The sequence below is a fragment of the Streptomyces sp. NPDC043853 genome (assembly GCF_056436025.1).
On record NZ_JBWKDJ010000013.1, the window covers coordinates 75,351 to 98,843 of the forward strand.

The following is a 23,493-nucleotide window of genomic DNA, read 5'->3' on the forward strand; positions in this document are numbered from 1 at the left end:
GACGCCGTACGGGACCGCCGCCCCCGGTGGGGCGGCGGTCCCGTACGCGGGTCGTGACGGTCAGCCCGCCTCGGCCGCCTGGGCCGCGGTCGGCGCGGTGCCGCCCAGGTGGGCCGGGAGCCACCAGGAGTCCTCGGTGCCCTTCGGGCGCGCCGGATAGGCGCGCTGGGCGGCGTCCAGCAGCTCCTCCACCCGGCCGCGCAGCCGCCGCGTGAGCGCGCCCGCGTACTGGTCCTTCGGCGCCTCCATCGGCTCGCCGACCCGCAGGGTCACCGGGATGTGGCTGCGGCGCAGGTCCTTCGGGCGGCCCTTGGTCCACAGCCGCTGGGTGCCCCACAGCGCCACCGGGATCACCGGGACGCCGGCCTCCTGCGCCATGCGCACCGCGCCCGACTTGAAGCTCTTCAGGGTGAACGACTGGGAGATCGTCGCCTCCGGGAAGACGCCGATGATCTCACCGCCGCGCAGCGCGGTGAGGGCCTGCTGGTAGGCCGCCTCGCCCTGCGCCCGGTCCACCGGGATGTGCTTCATCGCACGCATCAGCGGGCCGGACACCTTGTGCCGGAACACCGACTCCTTCGCCATGAACCGGACGAGCCGCTTGGACGGCCGGGCGGTCAGCCCGGCGAAGATGAAGTCGAGGTACCCGATGTGGTTGGAGACCAGGACCGCACCGCCCTTGCGGGGGATGTTCTCGGTGCCCTTCATGTCGATCCGGACGTCGAGCGCCTTGAAGAGGGTGTGGGCGGCGCCGATGACCGGCGGGTAGACGAGTTCAGCCATGGTGGGGGACATCCCGCTTTCTGCCTGGGGAGGTGGGAGGTGCTCCCGGCTGTAGGTGCTTGAGGGGTGCCGCGTACCCGGGGGGACGTACGCGGTGTGTTTCCGCAGTGCTTCGAGTGCACAAGTTACGCCGACGTAGGTTACGCGCCCCCGTGGATGGTCTCCCAAACGGCCCCCGCAGGCCACCCCGCGGGGCCGTGCCGCGGGAGATTCTCGTCACGCCGTGAAGCGCGCGGGGAATGCGGCGCATCCCCGCGGCGCTCGGACCAGCGTACGAGCACACCGGCGACAGGAACGGGAGGGTACGTGGGCGCGGAGCGGGACGGCCGGCCGGACGAGCGGGCAGACGGGCGGCCGGAGGGGCCGGGGTGCGGGCACCGGCTGGGGGCCGGGGAACTCGGCAGCGAGCCGGGGGAGCGGGCCACCCTGGTGCAGTTCTCCAGCGCCTTCTGCCGCCCCTGCGTGGCCACCCGGCGGATCCTCGCCGAGGTCGCCGCCATGGTCGAGGGCGTGGCGCACATCGAGATCGACGCCGAGGAACGGCTCGACCTGACCCGCCTGCTGGGGGTCGAGCAGACCCCGACGGTGCTGGTGCTGGACGCGTCGGGCCGGATCGTCCGCCGGGCCACGGGGATGCCCCGCAAGGCCGACGTGATCGCCGCGCTCGGCGCCGCCGTGTGACGGCGGGAGCCGCGGCCGCGGGGGTCCACGCCCGGGAGCGCGCGCCGGGGGCCCGTCAGTGACGCGTCTGACATCTGCGGGCCTGCGCTTGACGCCGTACACCGGTGATCGACAGGCTGATCGCACGCGGTACGAACAGAAGGAATTGTCGATGACGGCCCCGCCCGCACCAGCCGAGACCCAGCAGGGCTCACCCGAGCTGCTCCGCTCGGTCTTCCGGCAGCACGCCGCCGGCGTGGCGGTGATCACCGCGGCCCACGAGGGCCGCCCGGCCGGCTTCACCGCGACCTCCCTCAACTCGGTCTCCGCCGAGCCTCCGCTGCTCTCCTTCTCCGTGGGCACCGGCTCCTCCAGCTGGCCGGCGCTGGCCGCCTCGGACCACGTCGGGGTGCACATACTCGGTGAGCACCAGCGGGACCTGGCCGGGCTGTTCGCGCGCAGCGGCGCCGACCGGTTCGGCCCGTCCACCGACTGGCGCTCCGGCCCGCACGGGGTGCCGCTGCTGGACGGGGTGCTGGCATGGCTGGTGTGCCGGGTGGTGGCCCGGGTCCCGGCGGGGGAGCACCGGGTGGTCATCGCGGAAGTGATTGCGGGCGACCCGCTCGGGGAAGGCCGCGGGCAGGGGCGTCCCCTCCTGTACCACGGGGGCCGCTTCAACGCGCTGCGGGACTGAATCGTCCCGATCCGCTCCGTTGGCAAGGTCACAGTCCATCGGCCTTGCAACCTGGCGAAACGCACGCTGTACTGACGAGTAACATTTCGATCGGAGCGCGGGCCGCCCCGACCGGGAGGCGGCCGATTAGGCGCCTATGCTGCCAGCTACAAGGCAGCACCAGAAAAGACGATGCAGTAGGAGAGCCGGCGTGAGCTTGAGGATCGTTGTCTGTGTGAAGTACGTGCCCGACGCCACCGGCGACCGGAAGTTCGCGGACGACCTGACGGTCGACCGGGACGACGTCGACGGCCTGCTGTCGGAGCTCGACGAGTACGCCGTCGAGCAGGCGCTGCAGATCTCCGAGAACTCGGACGACGACGTGGAGATCACCGTCCTGACGATCGGCCCCGAGGACGCCAAGGACGCGCTGCGCAAGGCGCTGTCGATGGGCGCCGACAAGGCCATCCACGTCGAGGACGAGGACCTGCACGGCACCGACGTCATGGGCACCTCGCTGGTGCTGGCCAAGGCCGTGGAGAAGGCCGGGTACGACCTGGTCATCGCCGGTATGGCCTCGACCGACGGCACCATGGGTGTCCTCCCGGCGATCCTGGCCGAGCGCCTGGGCGTCCCGCAGGTCACCCTGCTCTCCGAGGTCAAGGTCGAGGACGGCACCGTCACCGGCCGCCGCGACGGCGACTCCGCCAGCGAGCAGCTCGAGGCCTCCCTCCCGGCGGTCGTCTCCGTGACCGACCAGTCCGGCGAGGCCCGCTACCCGTCCTTCAAGGGCATCATGGCCGCCAAGAAGAAGCCGGTGGAGTCCTGGGACCTCTCCGACCTCGACATCGAGGCCGAGGAGGTCGGCCTGGAGGGTGCCTGGACCGCGGTGGACTCCGCCGCCGAGCGTCCGGCCCGTACCGCCGGCACGATCGTCAAGGACGAGGGCGAGGGCGGCAAGCAGCTGGCCGAGTTCCTGGCCGGCCAGAAGTTCATCTAAGGGCTTCGGTCACCTTCCCGCCCCCTCATACTTCGCAATCGCAGGAGAGCAGTCCCATGGCTGAAGTTCTCGTCTACGTCGACCACGTGGACGGCGCCGTCCGCAAGCCCACCCTCGAGCTCCTGACGCTCGCCCGCCGCATCGGCGAGCCCGTCGCCGTCGCCCTGGGCGCCGGCGCCGAGGCCACCGCCGCGACCCTCGCCGAGCACGGCGCGGTCAAGGTCCTCACGGCCGACGCCCCCGAGTTCGCCGACTACCTCGTGGTCCCGAAGGTGGACGCGCTGCAGGCCGCGTACGACGCGGTGTCCCCGGCGGCGGTGCTGGTCCCGTCCTCCGCGGAAGGCAAGGAGATCGCCGCCCGCCTGGCGGTCCGTATCGGTTCCGGCATCATCACCGACGCCGTCGACCTGGAGGCGGGTGAGCAGGGCCCGGTCGCGACCCAGTCCGCCTTCGCCGCCTCCTTCACCACCAAGTCCCGCGTCTCCAAGGGCACGCCGGTCATCACCGTCAAGCCGAACTCGGCCCCGGTGGAGGCCGCCCCGGCCGCCGGCGCCGTCGAGGCGCTCGCCGTCACCTTCGGCGCCCTGGCCACCGGCACCAAGGTCACCTCGCGCACCCCGCGCGAGTCGACCGGCCGCCCCGAGCTGACCGAGGCCGCGATCGTGGTCTCCGGCGGCCGCGGCGTCAACGGTGCCGAGAACTTCGCGATCATCGAGGCCCTGGCCGACTCGCTCGGCGCTGCCGTCGGCGCCTCCCGCGCCGCCGTGGACGCCGGCTGGTACCCGCACTCCAACCAGGTCGGCCAGACCGGCAAGTCGGTCTCCCCGCAGCTGTACATCGCGTCCGGCATCTCCGGCGCGATCCAGCACCGGGCCGGCATGCAGACCTCGAAGACCATCGTGGCCATCAACAAGGACTCCGAGGCCCCGATCTTCGACCTGGTCGACTACGGCGTGGTCGGCGACCTGTTCCAGGTCGTCCCGCAGCTGACCGACGAGATCAAGGCCCGCAAGGGCTGAGGTCCGGCCGCCGGCCGCAAGAATCGGCGCGTCTGCCGCCGGGTCCATCCTGACCTGCGCAGACATACGGTCCCGGGGCCGCGTGGTGATGCTCGCCACGCGGCCCCGGGCCGTTTGCATGCACCATTGACTGAGCGGAATGACCTGACTAAATTCTGCTATGCGGATCAATGCTTCCGTGAAGCGGAAAATAGGAGTGTGCAGGATGGGTCAGCAGGAGAAGGTGGCGACGAGCCTCGCAGGTGCGGTCAGCGAGGGCATCAGCGCTTCCCTCGCACCGGTGGACGCGGAGCTCGCGCGCCGGTACCCGGGCGACCCCGGCACCCGCCAGCCGATTCACACCGTCTACGTCCCCGGTGACGTCTTCGCCGCGGACACCATCCGCAGCTGGGGCGACCAGGCCCTGGCCGCGCTCGACGAGCACGCCCCGGACGCCGCCACCTTCGGCAAGGTCCTCGGCATCTCCGACGAGCTCGCCGGCACCGTCTACGAGCGCGTCCGCGCCAAGCTCGCCTCCGAGCCGATCGAGGACCTGCGCATCGACTTCGAGGACGGCTTCGGCGTCCGCTCCGACGAGGAGGAGGACCAGGCCGCCGCCCGCGCCGCCCGGCTCGTCTCCGAGGCCTACTCCAACGGCACCAACGCCCCCTACATGGGCATCCGGATGAAGTGCATGGAGTCCAACGTCCGCGACCGGGGCCTGCGCACCACCGACGTCTTCCTGTCCGGCCTGCTCGCCCACGGCGGCCTCCCGGACAACCTGGTCCTCACCCTCCCCAAGGTCACCTACGCCGAGCAGGTCTCCGCCTTCGTCAAGCTGCTGGAGGCCTTCGAGTCCGCCCGCGGTCTGCGCCCCGGCCGCCTCGGCTTCGAGATCCAGATCGAGACCAGCCAGTCCATCCTGGCCTCGGACGGCACCGCGACCGTCGCCCGCATGATCGACGCCGCCAAGGGCCGCGCCACCGGTCTGCACTACGGCACCTTCGACTACAGCGCCTGCGTCGGCGTCTCCGCCGCCTACCAGGCCAGCGACCACCCGGCCGCCGACCACGCCAAGGCGATCATGCAGGTGGCCGCCGCCGGTACCGGCGTCCGCGTATCCGACGGCTCCACCAACGTGCTGCCGATCGGCACCACCGAGAAGGTCCACGAGGCCTGGAAGCTGCACTACGGCCTGACCCGCCGCGCCCTGGCCCGCGCCTACTACCAGGGCTGGGACATGCACCCGGGCCACCTCCCGACCCGCTACGCCGCGGTGTTCACCTTCTACCGCGAGGGCCTGGAGGCCGCCGCCGCCCGCCTGAAGGCGTACGTCGCCAAGATCGAGGGCGATGTGATGGACGAGCCCGCCACCGCCAAGGCCCTGGCCGGCTACCTGGTGCGCGGCCTCGACTGCGGCGCCGTCGGCGCCGACGAGGTCACCGCCCTGACCGGTCTGAGCCGCGCCGAGCTCGACGCGTTCGCGATCCCGCGCCGCTCGGCGACCCTGACGGCCACCGCCTGACCTGAGGGCCACCGCGGCCCGGCTCCGGTTTCACCGGGGCCGGGCCGTCCCCGTGTGCCGACCCGGCAGCAACCAGCGCCTCAGGGTGCCGTCGTCCCCGGCCGTGGCGAGCAGGCTGGCGTCGGGGGAGAAGGCGACGCCCCACACGGCGGAGGTGTGCCCGGTCAACGGCAGGGCGACGGCGGACTCGCCGGTCCGGACGTCCCACAGCTGGGCGGTGCCGTCGGCAGCCGCACTGGCCAGCAGCCCGCCGTCAGGGGAGAAGGCCAGGCCGTACACCTGGCCGGTGTGCCCGGTGAGTCGTCGGCCGACCCTCGGCCGGGCGGTGAGGTCCCACAGCCGTACCTCACCGTCGAGGTCGCCGCCGGCCAGCAGGCCGCCGTCCGGGGAGAAGACGAGCGTGCGTACGTCCGCTTGGTGGCCGTCCAGAACGGACTCCACGGGAACCCGCGGGGACAGGTCCCACAGAACCACGCTCTCGTCCTTGCCGACCGCCAGTCGTCCGTCGGCGGACAGGGCCACGGGGGATGCGCCCCACACCCGGTCGGGCTCGACGGCCGCCAGGGATCCGGCGGCGTCGGTCCGCACGGTCGACCACGCGCCGTCCCGCCCGGCCACGGCGACCACGCCGTCGGCCCCGAACGCCACGTTCCGCAGCAGTGACACGGGATGGGCCAGGACGCCGGGCGGGGCCGATTCCGCGGTCCACAGCCGCGCCGGGCCGCCCGTCGCGGGGAACTCCAGTCCCCACGGGTCGACCGCCGGCACCTCCAGTACCTCCGGCAGCGGCTCGCAGGTCTCCGCGTCCAGGGTCAGTACGGTCCGGTCCGCGGTGTGGACGAGGAGTCGGCCGCCGTCCGGTGAGAAGGCGAGCCGGCGCAGCGGCGCACCACTCCGGCTCGTCACGGCCGGCAGGGGTACGGCGTGCCCCCCGCGCAGGGCCGCCGCGAGGGCTGAAGAGCCCAGCGACCCCGAGAGCTCGGGGACGGGGCCGCGCCGGTGCAGCAGGACGGTCCCGTCATCACCGGCGGTCGCGAGCAGCCGTCCGTCCGGCGAGAAGGCGATGGCGTTGACGGCGAGGGTGTGCCCGGTCAGCGGCGGGCCCACCGGGAGGCCGGTGGCCGTGTCCCACAGCCGTACCGTCCGGTCTCCGCTCCCCGTCGCGAGCAGCGCCGCGTCCGGGGAGAACGCCACCGCGTTCACGGCGTTGTCGTGCCCGGCCAGGGGTGCCCCTACCGGCCGGCCCGTAGCGACGTCCCACAGCCGGGCAGTGGTGTCGTGGCTCCCGGTCGCCAACAGGCGGCCGTCGGGGGAGTACGCGAGGGCCTCGACGTTGTCCGAGTGACCGGCCAGTGATGCGCCGACGGGCTCGGCGGTGGCCGTGTCCCACTGCTGGACGGAGTCGCAGCCCTCGGCGATCACCAGCAGCCGACCGTCCGCCGAGAAGGCGAGGGCGTCGGCCTGCCCGCTGTACCAACCGTGGGCGGGACCCCGCAGCGTGTCGGTGTGGAGGTCCACCAGCTGCCGGCCGGAGAGTTCCACGGCCGTGCCGAGCAGGTGCCCCTCGGCGTCGAAACCCACGCCTCCGGCCACGCTCCGGTGCCACCCGGCAAGCGGGACGGGCGCCAGCGTGCGGGCGTCCCACAGGTGCGCGCTGCCGTTGTCGGAGAGCGCGGCCACTCGGTCCCCGACGGGCGAGAAGGCCACGTGGAGCACGGGCTGGACGTACGGGTCGCCCGTCAGCGCGCCGGTGGCCCGGCCGTCTGCGGTGCTCCACAACCGGACCGTCCCGTCGTTGCCGGCGGAGGCCAGCGTGCGGCCGTCGGGCGAGAACGCGAGCCGCCACACCAGGCGTGTGTGGCCGACGAGCCGGTGGGTGATGGCGAACTCCCCGCCGTCCCCCGCCGCCCCGACCGGTGCCGGAACCGGCGGCGCGGGTGCGGCCGGGGCCGGCGGACCCGCACGCCGGGCCGCGTCGGCCTCGAGGGCGGCCAGCGCGCGCCACCGGCGGCGCCAGGGCTCCAACTCCGCGGAGTTGTGGGGCGGGACGGGACGCTCCTGCCCGAACTCGTCGTAGGAGTACAGGATCCGCACGAGGCCCATGAGCCTGTCCAGTCCGGGCAGCCGTTCCCCGCGAAACGCATCGCTCTGGGTGGACACCGGAAGCCGGATGCCCGTCGAGGACTTGGCCGCGCGCGCGGCCAGATCGCGGTACGACCGATTGCCGCGGTCCAAACGCAGTTTGCGCAAGTCCGCCGCGAACGCCGCGAGTTCTTTGCTGAATGCAGGCACGCTGTTCATCACCGCACAGGTTAGGCGCGGTGACGGCCCGCCGTCGGACGATCCCGAACAGGGCGGAACGGCACCGGTGCCCCGCGGAGTCCGGTGGCGTCCGGCCGTGATCCGGATTCGTTCGGCGGATGCCCCGGACCCACCGGACCGGCGCTGTCATCGGGGCATGACCACACCTTCGGGCGAGGATCCGCCCTTCCTGACCCTGCACACGGCCGTCGTCCTGCTGCTCGCCCTGTTCGCCGGTCTCGTCGTCGGCTGCCTGAGCGGGCTCGGCGGGGTGCGGCCCCCGCTCGCCGTGCTCAGCGGTCTGACCGCCGCCGGCGCGGTCGTGCCCGCGGCGCGCGGACTGATCCGGTGAGTCTCAGAGGAGCGGCGGGAGTTCGCCCGAGCCGCGGGCGATGAGGCGGGTCGGGAGTTCGATGCGCTCGGGCGGCAGGTCCGCGCCCGACAGGCGGGCGAAGAGGCGCTCGGTGGCCACCCGGCCCAGGGCCGCCGCGTCCTGGGCGACCACGGTGACGCCCGGGCGCAGCAGATCGGCCAGTTCGAAGTCGTCGAAGCCGACCAGGGCGACCGGGCGGGGCAGGGCGGCCAGGACCCGGACCAGCGTCACGGTGACCCGGTTGTTGCCCGCGAACAGGGCGGTCACCGGGTCGGGGCCGGCCAGCATCGTGGTGGCCGCCGCCGTCACCCGCTCCGGTGCGGTCGAGCCCAGGGACACCCGGGCCTCGTCCACCGGCAGGCCGGCGTCGGCCATCGCCGCGCGGTAGCCGCGGAGGCGTTCGGTGGCGGTGTGGATCCGCGGGTGGTCGCCGATGAAGCCGATGCGGCGGTGGCCGTGGGCGATCAGGTGGGCGACCCCGTCGCGGGCGCCGCCGAAACTGTCCGAGAGCACCACGTCCGCCTCGATCCGGCCGGCCGGGCGGTCGACGAACACGGTCGCCACGCCGGCCCGTATCTCCGGCTCCAGGTACCGGTGGTCGTCGCCCGCCGGGATCACGATCAGGCCGTCCACGCGGCGGGCGCACAGCGCGAGCGCCAGCTCCCGCTCCCGGTCCGGGTCCTCCGCGCTGGAGCCGTTGACGAGCAGCGCGCCGTGCGCCCGTGCGACCTCCTCCACGGCTCGGTTCAGCGGCCCGTAGAAGGGGTCGGCGAGGTCTTCCAGGACCAGGCCGACGGTGGCCGTGCGCCCCTTGCGGAGGACGCGTGCGCTGTCGTTGCGGCGGAACCCGAGCGCCTCGATGGCCTCCTGGACCCGGCGTTCGGTCTCCGGGGTGACGCCGGGCTCGCCGTTCACCACCCGGGACACGGTCTTCAGGCCCACTCCGGCGCGGGATGCCACGTCCTTCATCGTCGGCCGGTTGCCGTAGCGGGGGTCGGACGGGCGGCGGGACTGGGGCACGGTGGCGGGACCTCCGAGGGGGTGGGCGGGGGGATCGGATACGGAGAGCGGGTGCGGAACGGGTACGGAGCGGAGGGCCCGCTCCGAGGTCGAGCATAAGCAGTCGGGGACGGGCACTCGGCCGACAATCGGGTTTCCCTGCCGGGGTGTTCCGGGCAAGCCCACTGGGGCGTCAGCGTCAGCGTCAGTGTCAGCGTCAGTGTCCGCGGAAGAGGGGTAATCGTGATTGTCTGGATCAACGGCGTCCCTGGCGCCGGAATGACCGGCACGGCCCGCGAGCTGACCGCTCTCGTCCCGGACAGCACCCTGTACGACCCCGAGACGATCGCGGACGCGGTGCGTGCGCTGCTGCCGGGCAAGCGGCTCGTCGAGGGGGCGGACCCTGAGGACCTGGCCGTGTGGCGGCGCCTGGTGGTGGACGGCGCCGCGGCGCTGCTGGCGGAGCTCGGCGGGGTACTGGTGGTTCCGATGGCCCTGCTGCGGCAGGAGCACCGCGACGAGATCTTCGGCGGGCTGGCGGCGCGGCGGATCCCGGTCCGGCATGTGCTGATCGTTTCTGGCGAAACGATCCTGCGGGGGGAGGAGGGGGAGCGGGCGGAGCAGGTGCCGGAGCGGGTGCCGGCGTCGGTGCCGGAGTGGCTCGCGGCGGATGCGTACGTGGTGGACACCGCCGGGCTGTCGCCGCGGGAGGCCGCGGAGCGCATCTCCGAGGCCGTGCGAACGGATGCCGCCGGGGTCTGCGAGATCGTGCAGACGCCGGAACCACGGGCGGAGACGGTGGCGGCCGGGGTGCTGCTGTTCGACGAGCGGGACCGGGTGCTGCTCGTGGACCCGACGTACAAGCCGGGCTGGGAATTCCCGGGGGGCGTCGTCGAACGGGGTGAGGCCCCGGCGCGTGCGGGGGTGCGGGAGGTCGCCGAGGAGCTGGGCGTGGACCTGGGCGGTGTGCCGCGGCTGCTGCTGGTCGACTGGGAGCCGCCTGCGCCGCCGGGGTACGGGGGGCTGCGGTTCCTGTTCGACGGGGGGCGGCTGTCGGCGGAGGCGGTGGCGGGGGTGCGGCTGCCGGGGCCGGAGCTGCGGGAGTGGCGGTTCGTGACGGAGGGCGAGGCGGCGGAACTGCTGCCACGGCTCCGCTTCGACCGGCTCCGCTGGGCGTTGCGGGCGCGTGAGCGCGGCACGGTCCTGAACCTGGAGGCGGGGATCCCGGTCGGCTGACACTGCCGCGGGGCTGGGCCGGGCCGGGCTGGGCGGAGCTGAGCTGGGCTGGGCTGGGCTGTGCCATGGCTTCTCGCCGGGGGTGTTGGCTGCCGGGCCGGGCAGGGGGAGCGGGGCGGCTTCGGGTGCGGGGGCCGTGGGCTCCGGGTGGGGGCGTCCGGGACGGCATGATTTACGGCGCGTTGCGCGGAGTCCGGTTGTTGAGCGGGGGCGCGCCACAAATCACGCTTTAGTGTCCCGGACACCCCCACCCTCCACCCCCGACCCCCTTTCGTAGCGCTCCGGCCTGTCCGCGAGGTGTTGGTCCGGCAGGCGTCCCGCAGGGCGATGGGGGCCTGTTCGAGTCAGGCCGGGGTGGTTGCTGCGGCTGTGCGGAGGGTGGCCGCCGTGTCCTGGGTCAGCGGGTCGCCGTGGCCGAAGCAGGCCACCGAGGGGGCGAGTGCCGCGAGTCGGCCGAAGGAGGCGATCGCCTGGGCGCGGTCCACGTTGAACACACCCAGCATCACCTGCTGGACACCCGCCACGCAGTCGCCCGTGAACAGCACGCCGTGCTCCGGCAGGTGGATGCCGATGCTGCCCGGCGTGTGGCCGGGGGCGTGGACGATGCGGGCGCCGCCGCCGAAGGGGAGCTCGTCCTCGTCTTCCAGTTCTCCGTCCACCCGGGTCGGCGGAGCCTCCGGGACCGTGAGCCCGTGCTCGTACAGCGGGACCTCCCAGTCCAGCAGGACCGGGTCCGGGACCGGGGCCCCGCCCCGGATCGCCGGGGCGTCCAGGCGGTGGGCCAGCACCTGCGCGCCCCAGCGGGCGGCCAGTTCCTCCGCCGCGCCGATGTGGTCGCGGTGGCAGTGGGTCAGGACGATCCGCTCCAGGCGGTCCGGGCCCAGGCCGAGCGAACGTATCGCCCGCTCGATCTCGGCGGCGGATTCCGCGTTGCCCGCGTCGATCAGGGTCAGGGCTCCCTCGTCCTGCCAGAGATAGGCCTGGCCGATCGGGAAGCGCAGCATGTGGAGTCGGCCGGGGAGTACTTCGACAAGATCCATGCCGGCGACCGTATGCCCGTCGTCGGCGGTTCGGGCGGCTTGTACGCCGGGGGCTTAGTTCCTACGCCGAGAGCGCACGGCCCGCGCGACCGGTCGCCGCGCGGGCCGTCGGGGCGTCAGGCGCGCTTGGACTCCGCGTAGTTGAGCAGGAACAGGGCCTCGGCCACCGAGAGCCGCTCCAGTTCCTCGGGGGACACGCTCTCGTTGACCGCGTGGATCTGCGCCTCCGGCTCGCTCAGCCCGATCAGCAGCATCTCCGCCTCCGGGTAGAGCGAGGTCAGCGTGTTGCACAGCGGGATCGAGCCGCCCATACCGCTGATCTGCATCTCCTCTCCGGGGTACGCGGCCTCCAGCGCGGCCCGCATCGACGCGTAGGCCGGGCTGGAGGTGTCCGCCTGGAACGGCTGGCCCTGGCCGACGACCTCGACCTCCAGGCGCGCCTTCCACGGGGTGTGCGCCACCAGGTGCGCCTCCAGCAGCTTGATCGCCTCGCCGGTGTCCACGCCCGGCGGCACCCGCAGGCTGATCAGCGCGGCGGCGCTCGCGTGCACCGACGGGGTGGCGCCGACCACCGGAGGGCAGTCGATGCCGAGGACGGTGACCGCCGGCCGGGCCCACAGCCGGTCCGCGACCGTGCCCTCGCCGATCAGCTCGACCCCGTCCAGCACCCTGGCGTCGGCGCGGAACTCGGGCTCCGGGTACTGCAGACCCTCCCAGACGGCGTCCGAGGCCAGCCCGTCCACGGTGGTCGAACCGTCCGCGGCGCGCAGCGAGTCCAGGACCCGGATCAGGGCGGCGAGGGAGTCCGGCGCGGCGCCGCCGAACATGCCCGAGTGGAGGTTCCCGCCGAGCGTGTCCACCTTCACCTTGAGCAGGCACATGCCGCGCAGGGTGGCGGTGACCGTGGGCAGGCCCAGCCGGAAGTTGCCCGCGTCACCGATGACGATGGTGTCGGCGGACAGCAGTTCCGGGTGCGCCTCGGCGTACTGCTGGAGGCCGCCGGTGCCCTGCTCCTCCGAGCCCTCGACGATCACCTTCACGCCCACCGGAACCCCGCCGTTGGCCTTCAGCGCGCGCAGCGCCAGCAGGTGCATGATGAAACCGCCCTTGCAGTCCGCCGCGCCCCGCCCGTACCAGCGGCCGTCGCGCTCGGTCAGCTCGAAGGGCGGCGAGACCCAGGCGGCCTCGTCGAGCGGCGGCTGGACGTCGTAGTGGGCGTAGAGCAGTACGGTCGGAGCGCCGGCCGGGCCGGGCAGGAAGCCGTACACCGACTGCGTACCGTCGGGGGTGTCGAGCAGGGCGACGTCCGTGAAGCCCTCGGCGCGCAGCGCGTCCGCCACCCAGTTCGCGGCGGCCTCGCTCTCGCTCTTGGGGAACTGGGCCCAGTCCGCGACCGACTGGAAGGCCACCAGCTCGGCCAGCTCCGCGTGGGCGCGGGGCATCAGCGAAGCGACGGTCTCGGCGATCGGGTGGGGCGACATGGGCACGCTCCTGTTGGGTGCGACGTTGTGCAGTGACGTAGGCCGGGTACGGCGACGTGTCACCGATCCTCGCACAGCGGGGCGGGGCGACTGATCGCCGTAGGATTTTCCCGACATCGGAGCAACCGGGTGATGGGGAGCAGCAGCACATCGTGAGCAGCGACGACGTACGCGACGAGGCAGGACGGCAGGCGGCGGACGGGGCGTCCGGCGGGGCGGGGGACGGGCTGCCCGGGCGGGCGGGGGGCCCTGCGCCCGACGGGGCGGCCGACGGGGCGCCCGAAGACGCGGACGCGGTGGCGGACGCGGTGGCGGACGGGGGGAGCGGAGAGGCCGAGGTCTGGGACGTCGTGGTGGTCGGCGCGGGCCCGGCCGGTTCCTCCGCGGCGTACGCGGCGGCGACGGCGGGACGCCGGGTGCTGCTGCTGGAGAAGGCCGAACTTCCCCGCTACAAGACCTGCGGCGGAGGCATCATCGGGCCCTCCCGGGACTCGTTGCCGCCGGGCTTCGTGCTTCCCCTCCAGGACCGGGTGCACGCCGTCACCTTCTCGCTGAACGGCAGGCTGGCCCGGACCCGCCGTTCCAAGCACATGCTGTTCGGGCTGATCAACCGGCCGGAGTTCGACGCCGGGCTGGTGGCCGCGGCCGAGAAGGCCGGAGCCCAGGTGCGTACGGGCACCGCCGTCGCGCGGGTCGAGCAGCACGGCGCGGCGGTCCCCGACCGGCGCACGGTGGCGGTGGTCCTCGCCGACGGGGAGACCGTGCTGGCGCGGGCGGTGGTCGGCGCGGACGGCAGTGCGAGCCGGATCGGCGCGCATGTGGGCGTGGAGATGGAGCAGGTGGATCTCGGGCTGGAGGCGGAGATCCCGGTTCCCGCGACGGTCGCGGAGGACTGGAAGGGGCGGGTGCTCATCGACTGGGGCCCGCTGCCGGGCAGTTACGGCTGGGTCTTCCCCAAGGGCGACACCCTCACCGTGGGTGTCATCTCGGCGCGCGGCGAAGGCGCGGCCACCAAGCGCTACCTGGAGGACTTCATCGCCCGGCTGGGACTGGCCGGCTTCGAACCGGCGGTCTCCTCCGGTCACCTGACCCGCTGCCGGACCCCTGATTCGCCGCTGTCGCGGGGCCGGGTGCTGGTCGCGGGTGACGCGGCCGGACTGCTGGAGCCGTGGACCCGGGAGGGCATCTCGTTCGCGCTGCGCTCGGGGCGGCTGGCGGGCGAGTGGGCGGTGAAGATCGCCGAGGCGCAGGACGCGGTGGACGCGCGCCGTCAGGCACTCAACTACGCCTTCGCGATCAAGGCCGGGCTGGGTGTGGAGATGGCGGTCGGCCGCCGGATGCTGACCGCGTTCGAGGCCCGGCCGGGGCTGCTGCACGCGGTGATCACCGGCCTGCGGCCGGCCTGGCGGTCCTTCGCGCGGATCTGCCGGGGCTCGACCACCCTGGCCGAGCTGGTGCGTACGTACCCGCTGGCGCGGAAGGCCTTGCACCTCCTCGACGGGCGGCAGGCGCGCGCGGCCGAGGCCGCGGCGGCAGCGGCAGCGGCAGAGGCGGCGGCCTCGAGTGAGGGCGAGGGTGCGGGTCGGCCTGCCGGTGCGGAGGCTCCCGAGCGGGGCTGAGCGCCGAGGTGACGGATTCCGGGGTCTGACCTCGGCGGCCGTGGATTCGGGGGCCGAGCCCGGCCGTCGCGGGTTTCGGGGCTGAAGGCCGCCGCGGGGAATCCGGGGCCGAAGCTGCATGGGCTTCCACCTCGGCACTGATCCCGCCTCGGCCCCGGTTCCCGCCTCGGCCCCGGTGCCGGCCTCGGCCCTGGCGGCCCGGGGCGGCCCCTGCCGGTAGCGGCTCCTGTGCGTGCCGCGGCTTTCGGTGGCTGTGACTCCCCGTAGCCGAGATGGTCCGTGGCCGGGCGCCCGTGGTCGTGTGCCCGAAGGCCACCGGCGGCTGTCACCGTGGTGCTGTGCCGTCCCTGTGTGTGACTGAGGTCGTTGGCGGCGGCGACCGCCCGTGGCTGCGAATGTCGGTCGCCGGGCTGACGGTGGCCGGGCTGCTGCCGCCGGGCTGCCCGAAGGCCGCGGCCGGCCGTCACCGGGCCACCGTGATGCGGAAGACGGGGTGGTCGGCGGCGGCCGCGCGCAGTTCGGCGTCCGAGGATGAGGCGGTCACGCCCTGGAAGAACCGGCCGACCTCCCATCCCCACTTCTCCAGGTAGCCGCGGAGTACGGCGGCCTGCTCGGCGGGGTCGGTGATCTCGATCGCGGTGAAAACGCGGACCTTGCGTCCGACGCGGAGCTCGCCGCCCCCGGCCACCCGCATGTTGCGGACCCACTGGGAGTGGCCCCGGGCCGAGACCAGGTACTGGGCGTCGCCGTGGGCGTACGGGTTCACCGGGATGCGCTGCATGGCGCCGGAGGTACGGCCGCGCACCGAGAGCTCGGCGGTCCCGGCCAGGCTGACGCCGAGCCGGGCCAGCCGGCCGATGAAGCGGTTGAAGCGCAGCTCGAAGCCGGCGCCCTGGACGTAGTACGGGCTGTTCGCGGTCATGGGTGCTCCTCGGGGCGGCGTGTTCCGTCAGCTCATTTCGAGAGCGGTGCTCTCTCTTGAGATCAGTGTGCACGGATCGGTGCGCCGAAACAAGAGCAGTGCTCTCTGATTGGTGCGGTGTTCTTGTTCTTGGGCACTGCTCTGACCCGTGGCAGACTGGCGACCATGAGCACCGTGCGAGGAGCCCGGGAACGGGCCCGGATCGAGGTCACCTCGGCCATCAAGGAAGAGGCGCGCCGGCAGCTCGCGGCCGAGGGCGCCGCCAAGCTGTCGCTGCGCGCCGTGGCCCGCGAACTCGGGATGGTCTCCTCCGCGCTGTACCGCTACTTCCCCAGCCGCGACGACCTGCTGACCGCGCTCATCATCGACGCCTACGACAGCGTCGGCGCGGCCGCCGAGGCCGCGCTCGCCGACACCGCGGGTGCCGCTCCGCGCGCCCGCTGGGTGGCCGCGTGCACCGCCGTCCGCGCCTGGGCCCTGGCGCACCCGCACGAGTACGCCCTGATCTACGGTTCCCCCGTGCCCGGCTACAGCGCCCCCGCCGACACGGTCGGACCGGCGTCCCGGGTCGGCAACGTCTTCATCGCCGTCGCCCGCGAGGCCCATGCCGGCCGGGGTCTGGCGCTGCCCCCGCTCCCGGCCGGGCTCCGCGCCGAGGCGGAGCGGATGGCGGAGGACTTCGCCCCCGGGCTGCCGCCCGAGGTCACCGCCGCCCTGGTCGCCGCCTGGGCGCAGCTGGTCGGGCTGATCTCCTTCGAGCTCTTCGGCCAGTTCCGGCGGGTGGTCGAGGAATCCGAGCGGGACCGGTTCTTCGTGCACAACGCGGACCGTCTCGCCCACGAGGTCGGGCTGCTCGGGACCGCGACCGCCGTATGACTTTCGGCAGTGCCGCCGGCCCGCCTCTCTCCGTAGGGTCGCGCGGGTGAGACACATGATCCCTCCCGTTCGCGGGGTCCGTCCGGTCCATCAGGTCCATCAGGTCCGTCCGGTCCGTCGGGCCCTCGTCGTCCGGCTGTTCCGCGTGCTTCGGCTCGCACCCTCACGGTCGGTGGCGTGGTCGGCGTGGTCGGCGGGGTCGGCGCGGCCGGCGGGGGTCCCGGGGCCCGTGTTCGCGGGAGTGTCGGCGGTGGCAGCCGGTCTGAGCGCGGTGAGTCTGTGGTGGGCCCTGCCCGCACTGGCCACGGGCTTCCTCGCCGGAAGCCGGCCGGGGCGCGTGCGGAGCATCGCACTGGCGCTGGCGGGGGTGACCGCGACCGCCGTGGTGGCCACGGCCCTGGTGCCCGCCTGGATGAGCGGCGCGAGCCGCTTCGTGGCGGTGCTGGTGGGGTTCGCGCTGGTGCCCTGGTTCGCGGGAAGGTTCTTCCGGCAGTACCGGGAGCTCGTACGGGCCGGATGGGAACGGGCCGAACGGATGGAACGGGAACAGCAACTGGTCGCCGAACGCGCCCGGTTGCGCGAGCGGGCCCGGATCGCACAGGACATGCACGACGCCCTGGGCCACGAGTTGAGCCTGATCGCCCTGTCGGCCGGTGCGCTCCAGCTCGCCCCCGGACTGCCGGACGCCCTGCGGCCCGCCGCCCGGGACGTCCGGGCGAGGGCCGGTGCAGCGGTGGAGCGCCTCGGCGAAGTGGTCGGCGTACTGCGGCAGGACCCGGCGGACCTGCCGGCCCGTCCCGCCGGGGCGGGCATCGCCGACCTGGTCGCCCAGGCGGCGGCGGCCGGGCTCGCGGTACGGCTGCACACCGAGGGCGAACCGGCGCCGGACACCCCGGCGGTGGCCGAGCAGGCGGCGTACCGGGTGGTGCAGGAGGCGCTGACCAACGTCGTCAAGCACGCGCCCGGCGCGGAGGCGACGGTGGAACTCCGCTACACCGGAGAGCGCACCGAGGTCCGGGTGGTGAACGGGCCGCCCGCGGCAGGCCATCGCTCCGGCCAGGGCCCCAAGGCGTTCGCCGACTCGGGCGGCGACGAACCGCCGTCAGGCCTCGGTCCGGGCTCCGGTTCGGGGCTGATCGGGCTGGACGAGCGGGTCCGGCTGGCCGGAGGACGGTTCGATGCGGGACCTGCGGGACCTGCGGGAGCTGCGGGGTCCGTCGGCCCGGTCGGCCCCGTGGGGGCCGCAGGGGCACGCGGCGGTACCGCGGAAGCCGCACCCGGGGGCCGTGGCGCGGACGGCACCGGTTTCGCCGTGCACGCCGAGCTGCCGCACCGCCCGCCGCCCGCCGGGACGGTGCCGCCCGGACGGCCCCTGCCGCCCGGACCGCCCGTACGGTCCGCGCCGTACCGCACGGCCGGCGCCGCGCTGCCGCCCGAGCACCTGACGGCCAGCCGCCGGCTGCGGCGTACCGCCCTGGCCGCCGTGATGGTGCCGCTGCTGACCACCGCGCTGCTCGTTTCCGGGGTGCGGGTGTGGGACACGGTGACCGCCCGTCAGTCCGTGCTCGATCCAGGGGACTTCGCCGCGCTGCGCATCGGCATGCCCCGGGCCGGCCTGGCGTCCGTACTGCCGGAGCGGCAGACGACTCTCCGCCCCGCCCGGCCCGCCCCCGTGCCGTCCGGTGTGGACTGCGCGTACTACGTGCAGACCGCCGATCCCTTCGACGACCGGTCCGGCGACCTGTACCGGCTGTGCTTCCGGGACGGTCTGCTGCTCTCCGCCGACACCTACTCCGGGAAGGACGTCCGATGACCCCATCCACCCCCGCCCTGCCCACCCCCACGGCCGTGATCCGGATCGTGATCGCGGACGACGAGCCCATGATCCGGGCCGGAGTCAGGGCCGTGCTCGCCGTCGACCCCGGGCTGGAAGTCGTCGCCGAGGCCGCCGACGGCCACCGGGCCGTGGAACTCGTGCTCCGTCACCGCCCCGACGTCGCCGTGCTCGACATCCGCATGCCCGGCCTGGGCGGGATCGAGGCGGCCGCCGAGCTCCGCCGGGCCGCTCCCGCCACGAAGGTGGTCATGCTGACCACCTTCGGCGAGGACGACTACATCCTGCGGGCCCTGAGCGGCGGTGCCGCCGGCTTCCTCATCAAGTCGGGTGGACCCGAGGAGCTCATCGCGGGTATCCGCGCGGTGGCGGACGGCGCGGCCTACCTGTCACCGAAGGTGGCCGCCCGCGTCGTGGCCCATCTCGCGGCGGGCGGCGCCGGGGCCGCGGCCCATCGCCGGGCCGCGGCCCGCGAACGGGTGGAGGCGCTGACCGCCCGGGAACGGGACGTTCTCGCGCACCTCGGCGGCGGGCTGTCGAACGGTCGGATCGCCCGCCGGCTGCGGGTCGCGGAGGGCACCGTGAAGGCCCATGTCAGCTCGATCCTCGCCGGGCTGGGCGTGGAGAACCGCGCCGCCGCGGCCGTCGTGGCGCACGAAGCCGGGATCGTCGTCCCCGAAGCACCGCCAGTGCCCTGAAGGCCGTCCTGGCTGTCCTTCCGTTGTCAGTCGGCCGGAGGCGCCCGCTCCAAGGCCTCCCGAAGCCGCCTCACTCCGTCGACCAGCCGCGGTAAGTCCTGGCGTGCGCGCCAGGATCCTCCTCCGCATCAGCGCGGAGCCGGACGGAACCACCGCTCTCGGCGTCGGCCGTGTTCTGGTTCCGGCCCGCGCCAGGGTGTCGGCCCGGCTCCGATGTCGGCCTGCGGCCCGGTGTCGGGCCCTGCCAGCGTCGGCCGTTGCCGTTGCCGTTGCCGTTGCCGTTGCCGTTGCCGTTGCCGTTGCCGGGGGCGTGGAGCGTGGCGCGGGTGTCGGCGTCGCCCTCGCGTCCGGGCTCGTACGGATGCCCGGAGCGGGCGCGCGGCAGCCGGGTGAGGACGGCTGCGGACAGCGCCGTCGCGGTGGCCCGCCCCAGGAGCGTCAGGACGCCGGCCGCAGTGGCCCCGAGCACCGCCCCGGCCAGCACGTCGTGCGGATAGTGCGCCCCCACCGCGACCCGGGACAGGGCCCCCGCCGCCGCGAGCGGCAGGACCGCGGCGGCGAGCCGCGGCCGCGCGAACGCCAGGCCCACGGCCAGCGCCGCCGCCAGGGTGGCGTGGTTGCTCGGGAAGGACCAGTCACCGGGCTCCGGGCAGTCCACCACCGCCCGCGCGGCGCCGGGCACCGCACGGCACGGCCGTTCCTCGTCCACCACCAGCTTCAGGGCCTCGCTCAGCGCGTACGCGAGCACCGTGCCGGCGGACGCGGTCAGCGCGCCCCCCAGCCCCACCGGGTCGCGGCGCCGCCGGGCGGTCCACGCCACCAGGAGCAGCAGCCCGCCCAGGGCCAACAGGATCCCTTCGGTGGCCAGTTCCATGGCGCCGCCCACCCAGCCGGGCGCCTCCGCGACCCGTCCGGTCAGTGCGCGGTAGCCGGCGGCCGACGGTCCGTCCGCCACCCGCACCGGTTGGGCACGCCCGAAGCCACCCGGAGCCAGCCACAGCACCGCTCCCGCGCCGACCGCCGCCCAGCAGCCCGCGACCGCCGTGCGCGCACCCGCACCCGGCCCCGCACCCGCACCCGGCCCCGGCCCCGCACCCGGCCCCGTACCCGGACCGGGGCCCGCATCCGGCCCCGGACCCGATCCCGCGCCCACCCCCGCCGCCGAGCCCGTTCCCGCACCATCGTTCCTGCTCGTGTGCCTGTTCATGCCGCGACGGTAGGAACGGCCGGGGCGGGGCCGCCCCTGCCGAACCGCCACGACCCGCCCCGACCATCGTCGGGGTTGACATCCGCCGGGAGGCGGGTGCCGGGTCACCTGCCGTCGTTCTCCGGGCGTCGCGCGAAACGCCGGAGCAGGTGCACCGCCCGCAGCACGAACACCGCGGCGGCCGCCAGCCCACCCGCCGCCGGCAAGCCCCGTTCCAGTACTTCCGGCAGGTCGAAGAGCAGGGCCGGACCCGCCACCGCGCCGAACACCAGCGCCGCCGCGAAGGCCCCGCTGAACACGGCGTACCCGATCTCGACCGTGATGGCGTCCCGGTCCGCCTGGCTGCGCCGGCCCATCAGACGCGCGAGGTCTCGTTCCAGAGCCGGGCCAGCTCCAGGTCACCGGTGACGGCGGGCCCCTCCAGCGGGATCCGGTTCCACAGCGCCGCGTACAGCCAGGCCGCCTCGGCGGTCACCTCGCAGTCCGCCGGGCCCAGGTCACCGACGACCGTGCGCGGCGGTTCGTGCGACAGGTGGACGGACCACACCGCGGCGGTGTCCGCCGCCCGGATCCGCAGCAACTTGGGCTCCTCCGTACGGACCCGGCTGCGGCCCCGGGCGTGGAAGCCGGTCAGCAGCTCGTCCACACCGTCCTCCGCGAACCCCGGTTCCACCGGCCCGAACTCGTGGAGTTGGAAACCGCGCGCCGACTCGGCGTCCAGCCGGTGCACCGTCGTCTCGTGGGCCTGCCGGCGCGCCCAGAAGCCCAACGGCGTGGGCGCGGTGGGCAGGAAGGTCCAGCACTGTACGTCCGCCGGGGCCTCGGACAGCACCCGGACCAGGTCGGCGTGCCCCTCCCGGTACCAGGCCACCAGTTCCGCACCGGTCAACTCCGGACCGTCGCCGGGAGGCACCGGGTCCAGGCGCCGCTCCGACACGAACCCGGCCGCCCACCGGTGCACCGCCCCGGTGTGCCGCAGCAGGTCGGTCACGCGCCACCCCGGACACGTGGTCACCAGGGCATCCGTGCCCACCTGCTCGGCCGTGTCCGCCAGCAGTCCGCCCTCGCGCTCCAGGGTCTTCACGTACTCGGTGATCTCCATGCCGGGCAGTCTGGCACGCGCCTCGCGCACCATGGGGGTGTGATGGCGAAGTGAACGGAGAACCCTTCGAGCTGTTCCCGCGCGAGCGCACCGAGATCGCGCCGGGGGCCGTGCACGTACCCGGCTGGCTGGACGAGGACCGGCAACGGCGGCTGGTCGAGGCCTGCCGGGAGTGGGCGCGCGCCCCGGCCGGGCTGCGCACCGTACGAACCCCCGGGGGCGGGACGATGAGCGCCCGGCAGGTCTGCCTCGGGCTGCACTGGTACCCGTACGCCTACGCCACCACGGCCGTGGACGGTGACGGGGCACCGGTGAAGCCGATGCCGGGATGGCTGTCGGAGCTGGGCCGGGAGGCCGTCCGCACCGCGTACGGTACGGATCCGGTCGGCGCCCCGGGCCGCTGGCCGGAATACCCCGGCGCCGGTGACGCCTACGACATCGCACTGGTCAACTTCTACGACGCGGACGCACGGATGGGCATGCACCGGGACGCCGAGGAGCGGTCCGGCGCCCCGGTCGTCTCGCTCAGCCTGGGCGACAGCTGCGTCTTCCGGTTCGGCAACACCGCCACGCGCGGACGTCCGTACCGGGACGTGGAGCTGCGCAGCGGGGACCTGTTCGTGTTCGGCGGGCCCGCCCGGCTCGCCTACCACGGGGTGCCGAAGGTGTATCCGGGCACCGCCCCGCCCGGCCTGGGGCTCACCGGCCGGCTCAACATCACCCTGCGCGTCGGCGGACTCGGACCCACCGGCCCCGCAGGACCCGCCGGCCCCGCGGGATCCGGCGGATCCGCCGGATCCGCGCCCCCCGGCGCCCCCGGCGGACTCGACGCATGAGCGGTGCGCCGATCATGCGAGGATCGCCTCTATGAACGGCAGTGGCAACGGCAACGGAAGCACCGGCTCCTCGCGCACCAAGCTCGAACGGGGCAGGGGCGCCCTCGGTCCCGCGCTGGAGCTCGTGCACACCGGCCGCGCCCCGACCCGGGCCGTGCTCACCGCCGAGCTCGGCGTCACCCGGGCCACCGCCGGGGCCGTGGCCGCGGAGCTGGAGGCCCTCGGCCTGATCCGGGTCGACTCCCGGCCCGGCGCCACGACCGGCGGCGGCACCCAGGGCCGCCCCTCGCACCGGCTGTCCGTGGACGAGAACGGGCCCGTCGCCCTGGCCGCGCAGATCCACCCGGACGGCTTCCGCGCCGCGCTCGTCGGGCTCGGCGGCCGCATCGTCGCCACCGCGCCCGGCCGGACCGTGTCCGCCGACCCGGCCACCGTGCTGCGGGAGGTCGTCGAGACCGGGGCCGCGCTGCTCCACCGGAGCGGGCGGCGCTGCGTGGGGGCCGGGCTGGCAGTGCCCTCCGCGGTGGCCGAGCCCGAGGGAACGGCCCTCAACCCGCTGCACCTGACCTGGCCCCCCGGGGCTCCGGTACGGGCGATCTTCGCCGAGTGCGTGAAGGCGGCCGGGATCGACGGGCCGGCGCTCACCGGCAACGACGTCAACCTGGCGGCCCTCGCCGAGCACCGGCACGGGGCCGGGCGCAGTGCCCAGCACCTGTTGTGCGTGGCCACCGGCCACCGCGGGGTGGGCGGCGCGCTCGTGCTGGACGGCCGCCTGCACAGCGGCAGTTCCGGCCTCGCCCTGGAGGTGGGGCACCTCACGGTGAACCCGGAGGGCCGCCCCTGCCACTGCGGCAGCCGGGGCTGCCTGGACGTGGAGGCGGATCCCCTGGCCTTCCTCACCGCGGCCGGCCGCACCCCCGGACCGGAGGTGTCGCTGCTCGCCCAGGCCCGGGACCTGCTGCGGGCCGAGTACGGCGACCCGGCGGTCCGCGCGGCCGCGGAGGAGATCGTCGACCGGCTCGGGCTCGGCCTGGCCGGGCTGGTGAACATCCTCAACCCGGACCGGATCATCCTGGGCGGCCTGCACCGGGAGCTGCTGCACGCCGACCCCGAGCGGCTGCGCGCGGTCGTGGCGGACCGCAGCCTGTGGGGGCGCAGCGGGGGAGTGCCGATCCTGCCGTGCACCCTGGACCACAACAGCCTGGTGGGCGCCGCCGAGCTGGCCTGGCAGCCGGTCCTGGACGACCCGCTGGGTGCCCTGGGGCCGGTCGGCTGACCCGGGCCGGGCCGCGGCGTGGCCTGGCACGGCTTGCCCGTCCGGGACCTTGCC

At 74.4% G+C, this 23,493-nt stretch carries 21 protein-coding genes and 1 pseudogene; 13 read left to right on the top strand and 9 right to left on the bottom strand.

All coding sequences use genetic code 11. The features are described from left to right. Nucleotides 1-60: 60 nt before the first annotated feature. The gene (locus AC067U_RS28825) at nucleotides 61-783 is read right to left on the bottom strand and encodes a lysophospholipid acyltransferase family protein (protein ID WP_478832713.1); all 723 of its coding nucleotides are present in this window, start codon (nucleotides 781-783) and stop codon (nucleotides 61-63) included. A 306-nt stretch (nucleotides 784-1,089) separates the two neighbouring features. On the opposite strand from AC067U_RS28825, the gene AC067U_RS28830 reads away from it, so the two are divergent. From AC067U_RS28830 to AC067U_RS28850, 5 genes are all read left to right on the top strand, one after another. Further along, nucleotides 1,090-1,464 (top strand): TlpA family protein disulfide reductase, encoded by a 375-nt coding sequence (locus AC067U_RS28830; RefSeq protein WP_478832714.1) that lies wholly within the window; start codon nucleotides 1,090-1,092, stop codon nucleotides 1,462-1,464. A 151-nt stretch (nucleotides 1,465-1,615) separates the two neighbouring features. Further along, nucleotides 1,616-2,137 (top strand): flavin reductase family protein, encoded by a 522-nt coding sequence (locus AC067U_RS28835; protein ID WP_478832715.1) that lies wholly within the window; start codon nucleotides 1,616-1,618, stop codon nucleotides 2,135-2,137. A gap of 190 nt (nucleotides 2,138-2,327) precedes the next feature. Further along, nucleotides 2,328-3,116, top strand: coding sequence for an electron transfer flavoprotein subunit beta/FixA family protein (locus AC067U_RS28840; protein ID WP_478832716.1), 789 nt, complete (start codon nucleotides 2,328-2,330; stop codon nucleotides 3,114-3,116). A 56-nt stretch (nucleotides 3,117-3,172) separates the two neighbouring features. Further along, complete coding sequence (locus tag AC067U_RS28845; RefSeq protein WP_478832717.1) at nucleotides 3,173-4,135, top strand: electron transfer flavoprotein subunit alpha/FixB family protein; 963 nt, start codon at nucleotides 3,173-3,175, stop codon at nucleotides 4,133-4,135. Nucleotides 4,136-4,340: 205 nt separating this feature from the next. After that, on the top strand, nucleotides 4,341-5,639 hold the full coding sequence (locus AC067U_RS28850; RefSeq protein WP_478832718.1) for a DUF6986 family protein: 1,299 nt from the start codon (nucleotides 4,341-4,343) through the stop codon (nucleotides 5,637-5,639). A 30-nt stretch (nucleotides 5,640-5,669) separates the two neighbouring features. On the opposite strand, the gene AC067U_RS28855 is transcribed toward AC067U_RS28850, so the two are convergent. Then, entirely contained in the window at nucleotides 5,670-7,940 is a 2,271-nt protein-coding gene (locus AC067U_RS28855; protein ID WP_478832719.1) for a WD40 repeat domain-containing protein, read from the bottom strand. Nucleotides 7,941-8,097: 157 nt separating this feature from the next. Here AC067U_RS28855 and AC067U_RS28860 point away from each other — a divergent pair, with 157 nt between their 5' ends. After that, nucleotides 8,098-8,292 (top strand): hypothetical protein, encoded by a 195-nt coding sequence (locus AC067U_RS28860; protein WP_478832720.1) that lies wholly within the window; start codon nucleotides 8,098-8,100, stop codon nucleotides 8,290-8,292. A 3-nt stretch (nucleotides 8,293-8,295) separates the two neighbouring features. Here AC067U_RS28860 and AC067U_RS28865 read toward each other — a convergent pair whose 3' ends face one another. Continuing rightward, a complete protein-coding gene (locus AC067U_RS28865) occupies nucleotides 8,296-9,282 on the bottom strand; it encodes a LacI family DNA-binding transcriptional regulator (protein WP_478832836.1) in 987 nt (328 codons plus the stop codon). Between the two features lie 273 nt (nucleotides 9,283-9,555). Here AC067U_RS28865 and AC067U_RS28870 point away from each other — a divergent pair, with 273 nt between their 5' ends. After that, nucleotides 9,556-10,548 carry an NUDIX domain-containing protein gene (locus AC067U_RS28870; RefSeq protein ID WP_478832721.1) on the top strand — a complete coding sequence of 331 codons (993 nt, stop codon included), beginning with the start codon at nucleotides 9,556-9,558 and terminating at the stop codon, nucleotides 10,546-10,548. A gap of 344 nt (nucleotides 10,549-10,892) precedes the next feature. Here the strand turns inward: AC067U_RS28870 and AC067U_RS28875 are convergent, their stop codons facing one another. Continuing rightward, entirely contained in the window at nucleotides 10,893-11,588 is a 696-nt protein-coding gene (locus tag AC067U_RS28875) for an MBL fold metallo-hydrolase (protein WP_478832722.1), read from the bottom strand. 116 nt (nucleotides 11,589-11,704) lie between these two features. Further along, entirely contained in the window at nucleotides 11,705-13,069 is a 1,365-nt protein-coding gene (locus AC067U_RS28880) for a M20/M25/M40 family metallo-hydrolase (protein ID WP_478832723.1), read from the bottom strand. Between the two features lie 308 nt (nucleotides 13,070-13,377). Here AC067U_RS28880 and AC067U_RS28885 point away from each other — a divergent pair, with 308 nt between their 5' ends. After that, nucleotides 13,378-14,688, top strand: coding sequence for a geranylgeranyl reductase family protein (locus AC067U_RS28885; protein WP_478832837.1), 1,311 nt, complete (start codon nucleotides 13,378-13,380; stop codon nucleotides 14,686-14,688). 463 nt (nucleotides 14,689-15,151) lie between these two features. Here AC067U_RS28885 and AC067U_RS28890 read toward each other — a convergent pair whose 3' ends face one another. Beyond that, complete coding sequence (locus AC067U_RS28890) at nucleotides 15,152-15,610, bottom strand: nitroreductase/quinone reductase family protein (RefSeq protein WP_478832724.1); 459 nt, start codon at nucleotides 15,608-15,610, stop codon at nucleotides 15,152-15,154. 165 nt (nucleotides 15,611-15,775) lie between these two features. On the opposite strand from AC067U_RS28890, the gene AC067U_RS28895 reads away from it, so the two are divergent. The 3 genes from AC067U_RS28895 (at nucleotide 15,776) to AC067U_RS28905 (ending at nucleotide 19,018) form a co-directional block, all read left to right on the top strand. Further along, nucleotides 15,776-16,486: a TetR/AcrR family transcriptional regulator gene (locus AC067U_RS28895; protein WP_478832725.1), complete on the top strand. Its 711-nt coding sequence runs from the start codon at nucleotides 15,776-15,778 to the stop codon at nucleotides 16,484-16,486. A 250-nt stretch (nucleotides 16,487-16,736) separates the two neighbouring features. Then, nucleotides 16,737-18,299 carry a sensor histidine kinase gene (locus tag AC067U_RS28900; protein ID WP_478832726.1) on the top strand — a complete coding sequence of 521 codons (1,563 nt, stop codon included), beginning with the start codon at nucleotides 16,737-16,739 and terminating at the stop codon, nucleotides 18,297-18,299. Continuing rightward, a complete protein-coding gene (locus AC067U_RS28905; RefSeq protein WP_478832727.1) occupies nucleotides 18,296-19,018 on the top strand; it encodes a response regulator in 723 nt (240 codons plus the stop codon). The genes AC067U_RS28900 and AC067U_RS28905 overlap by 4 nt, the downstream gene beginning before the upstream one ends. Nucleotides 19,019-19,382: 364 nt before the next feature. On the opposite strand, the pseudogene AC067U_RS28910 reads toward AC067U_RS28905, so the two are convergent. The 3 genes and pseudogenes from AC067U_RS28910 to AC067U_RS28920 all read right to left on the bottom strand — a co-directional run. Continuing rightward, nucleotides 19,383-20,021 (bottom strand): annotated as a pseudogene (locus tag AC067U_RS28910) (phosphatase PAP2 family protein); the annotation flags it as partial. A 308-nt stretch (nucleotides 20,022-20,329) separates the two neighbouring features. Continuing rightward, nucleotides 20,330-20,581: a DUF6332 family protein gene (locus tag AC067U_RS28915; protein WP_478832728.1), complete on the bottom strand. Its 252-nt coding sequence runs from the start codon at nucleotides 20,579-20,581 to the stop codon at nucleotides 20,330-20,332. Further along, nucleotides 20,581-21,327: a maleylpyruvate isomerase family mycothiol-dependent enzyme gene (locus AC067U_RS28920; RefSeq protein WP_478832729.1), complete on the bottom strand. Its 747-nt coding sequence runs from the start codon at nucleotides 21,325-21,327 to the stop codon at nucleotides 20,581-20,583. Before AC067U_RS28920 ends, AC067U_RS28915 begins: the two co-directional genes overlap by 1 nt. A 50-nt stretch (nucleotides 21,328-21,377) precedes the next feature. Between AC067U_RS28920 and AC067U_RS28925 the strand changes: the two genes are divergently transcribed. Beyond that, on the top strand, nucleotides 21,378-22,163 hold the full coding sequence (locus AC067U_RS28925) for an alpha-ketoglutarate-dependent dioxygenase AlkB family protein (protein ID WP_478832730.1): 786 nt from the start codon (nucleotides 21,378-21,380) through the stop codon (nucleotides 22,161-22,163). Between the two features lie 31 nt (nucleotides 22,164-22,194). Then, nucleotides 22,195-23,439, top strand: a complete 1,245-nt coding sequence (locus AC067U_RS28930; RefSeq protein WP_478832731.1) for an ROK family protein — start codon at nucleotides 22,195-22,197, stop codon at nucleotides 23,437-23,439. Nucleotides 23,440-23,493: the final 54 nt, after the last annotated feature.

Coding starts and splice junctions, on each gene's coding strand:
- AC067U_RS28825 (WP_478832713.1), bottom strand. CDS start 783: ATGGCTGAACTCGTCTACCCGCCGGTCATCGGCGCCGCCCACACCCTC.
- AC067U_RS28835 (WP_478832715.1), top strand. CDS start 1,616: ATGACGGCCCCGCCCGCACCAGCCGAGACCCAGCAGGGCTCACCCGAG.
- AC067U_RS28845 (WP_478832717.1), top strand. CDS start 3,173: ATGGCTGAAGTTCTCGTCTACGTCGACCACGTGGACGGCGCCGTCCGC.
- AC067U_RS28850 (WP_478832718.1), top strand. CDS start 4,341: ATGGGTCAGCAGGAGAAGGTGGCGACGAGCCTCGCAGGTGCGGTCAGC.
- AC067U_RS28855 (WP_478832719.1), bottom strand. CDS start 7,940: ATGAACAGCGTGCCTGCATTCAGCAAAGAACTCGCGGCGTTCGCGGCG.
- AC067U_RS28860 (WP_478832720.1), top strand. CDS start 8,098: ATGACCACACCTTCGGGCGAGGATCCGCCCTTCCTGACCCTGCACACG.
- AC067U_RS28865 (WP_478832836.1), bottom strand. CDS start 9,282: ATGAAGGACGTGGCATCCCGCGCCGGAGTGGGCCTGAAGACCGTGTCC.
- AC067U_RS28875 (WP_478832722.1), bottom strand. CDS start 11,588: ATGGATCTTGTCGAAGTACTCCCCGGCCGACTCCACATGCTGCGCTTC.
- AC067U_RS28880 (WP_478832723.1), bottom strand. CDS start 13,069: ATGTCGCCCCACCCGATCGCCGAGACCGTCGCTTCGCTGATGCCCCGC.
- AC067U_RS28890 (WP_478832724.1), bottom strand. CDS start 15,610: ATGACCGCGAACAGCCCGTACTACGTCCAGGGCGCCGGCTTCGAGCTG.
- AC067U_RS28895 (WP_478832725.1), top strand. CDS start 15,776: ATGAGCACCGTGCGAGGAGCCCGGGAACGGGCCCGGATCGAGGTCACC.
- AC067U_RS28905 (WP_478832727.1), top strand. CDS start 18,296: ATGACCCCATCCACCCCCGCCCTGCCCACCCCCACGGCCGTGATCCGG.
- AC067U_RS28915 (WP_478832728.1), bottom strand. CDS start 20,581: ATGGGCCGGCGCAGCCAGGCGGACCGGGACGCCATCACGGTCGAGATC.
- AC067U_RS28920 (WP_478832729.1), bottom strand. CDS start 21,327: ATGGAGATCACCGAGTACGTGAAGACCCTGGAGCGCGAGGGCGGACTG.
- AC067U_RS28930 (WP_478832731.1), top strand. CDS start 22,195: ATGAACGGCAGTGGCAACGGCAACGGAAGCACCGGCTCCTCGCGCACC.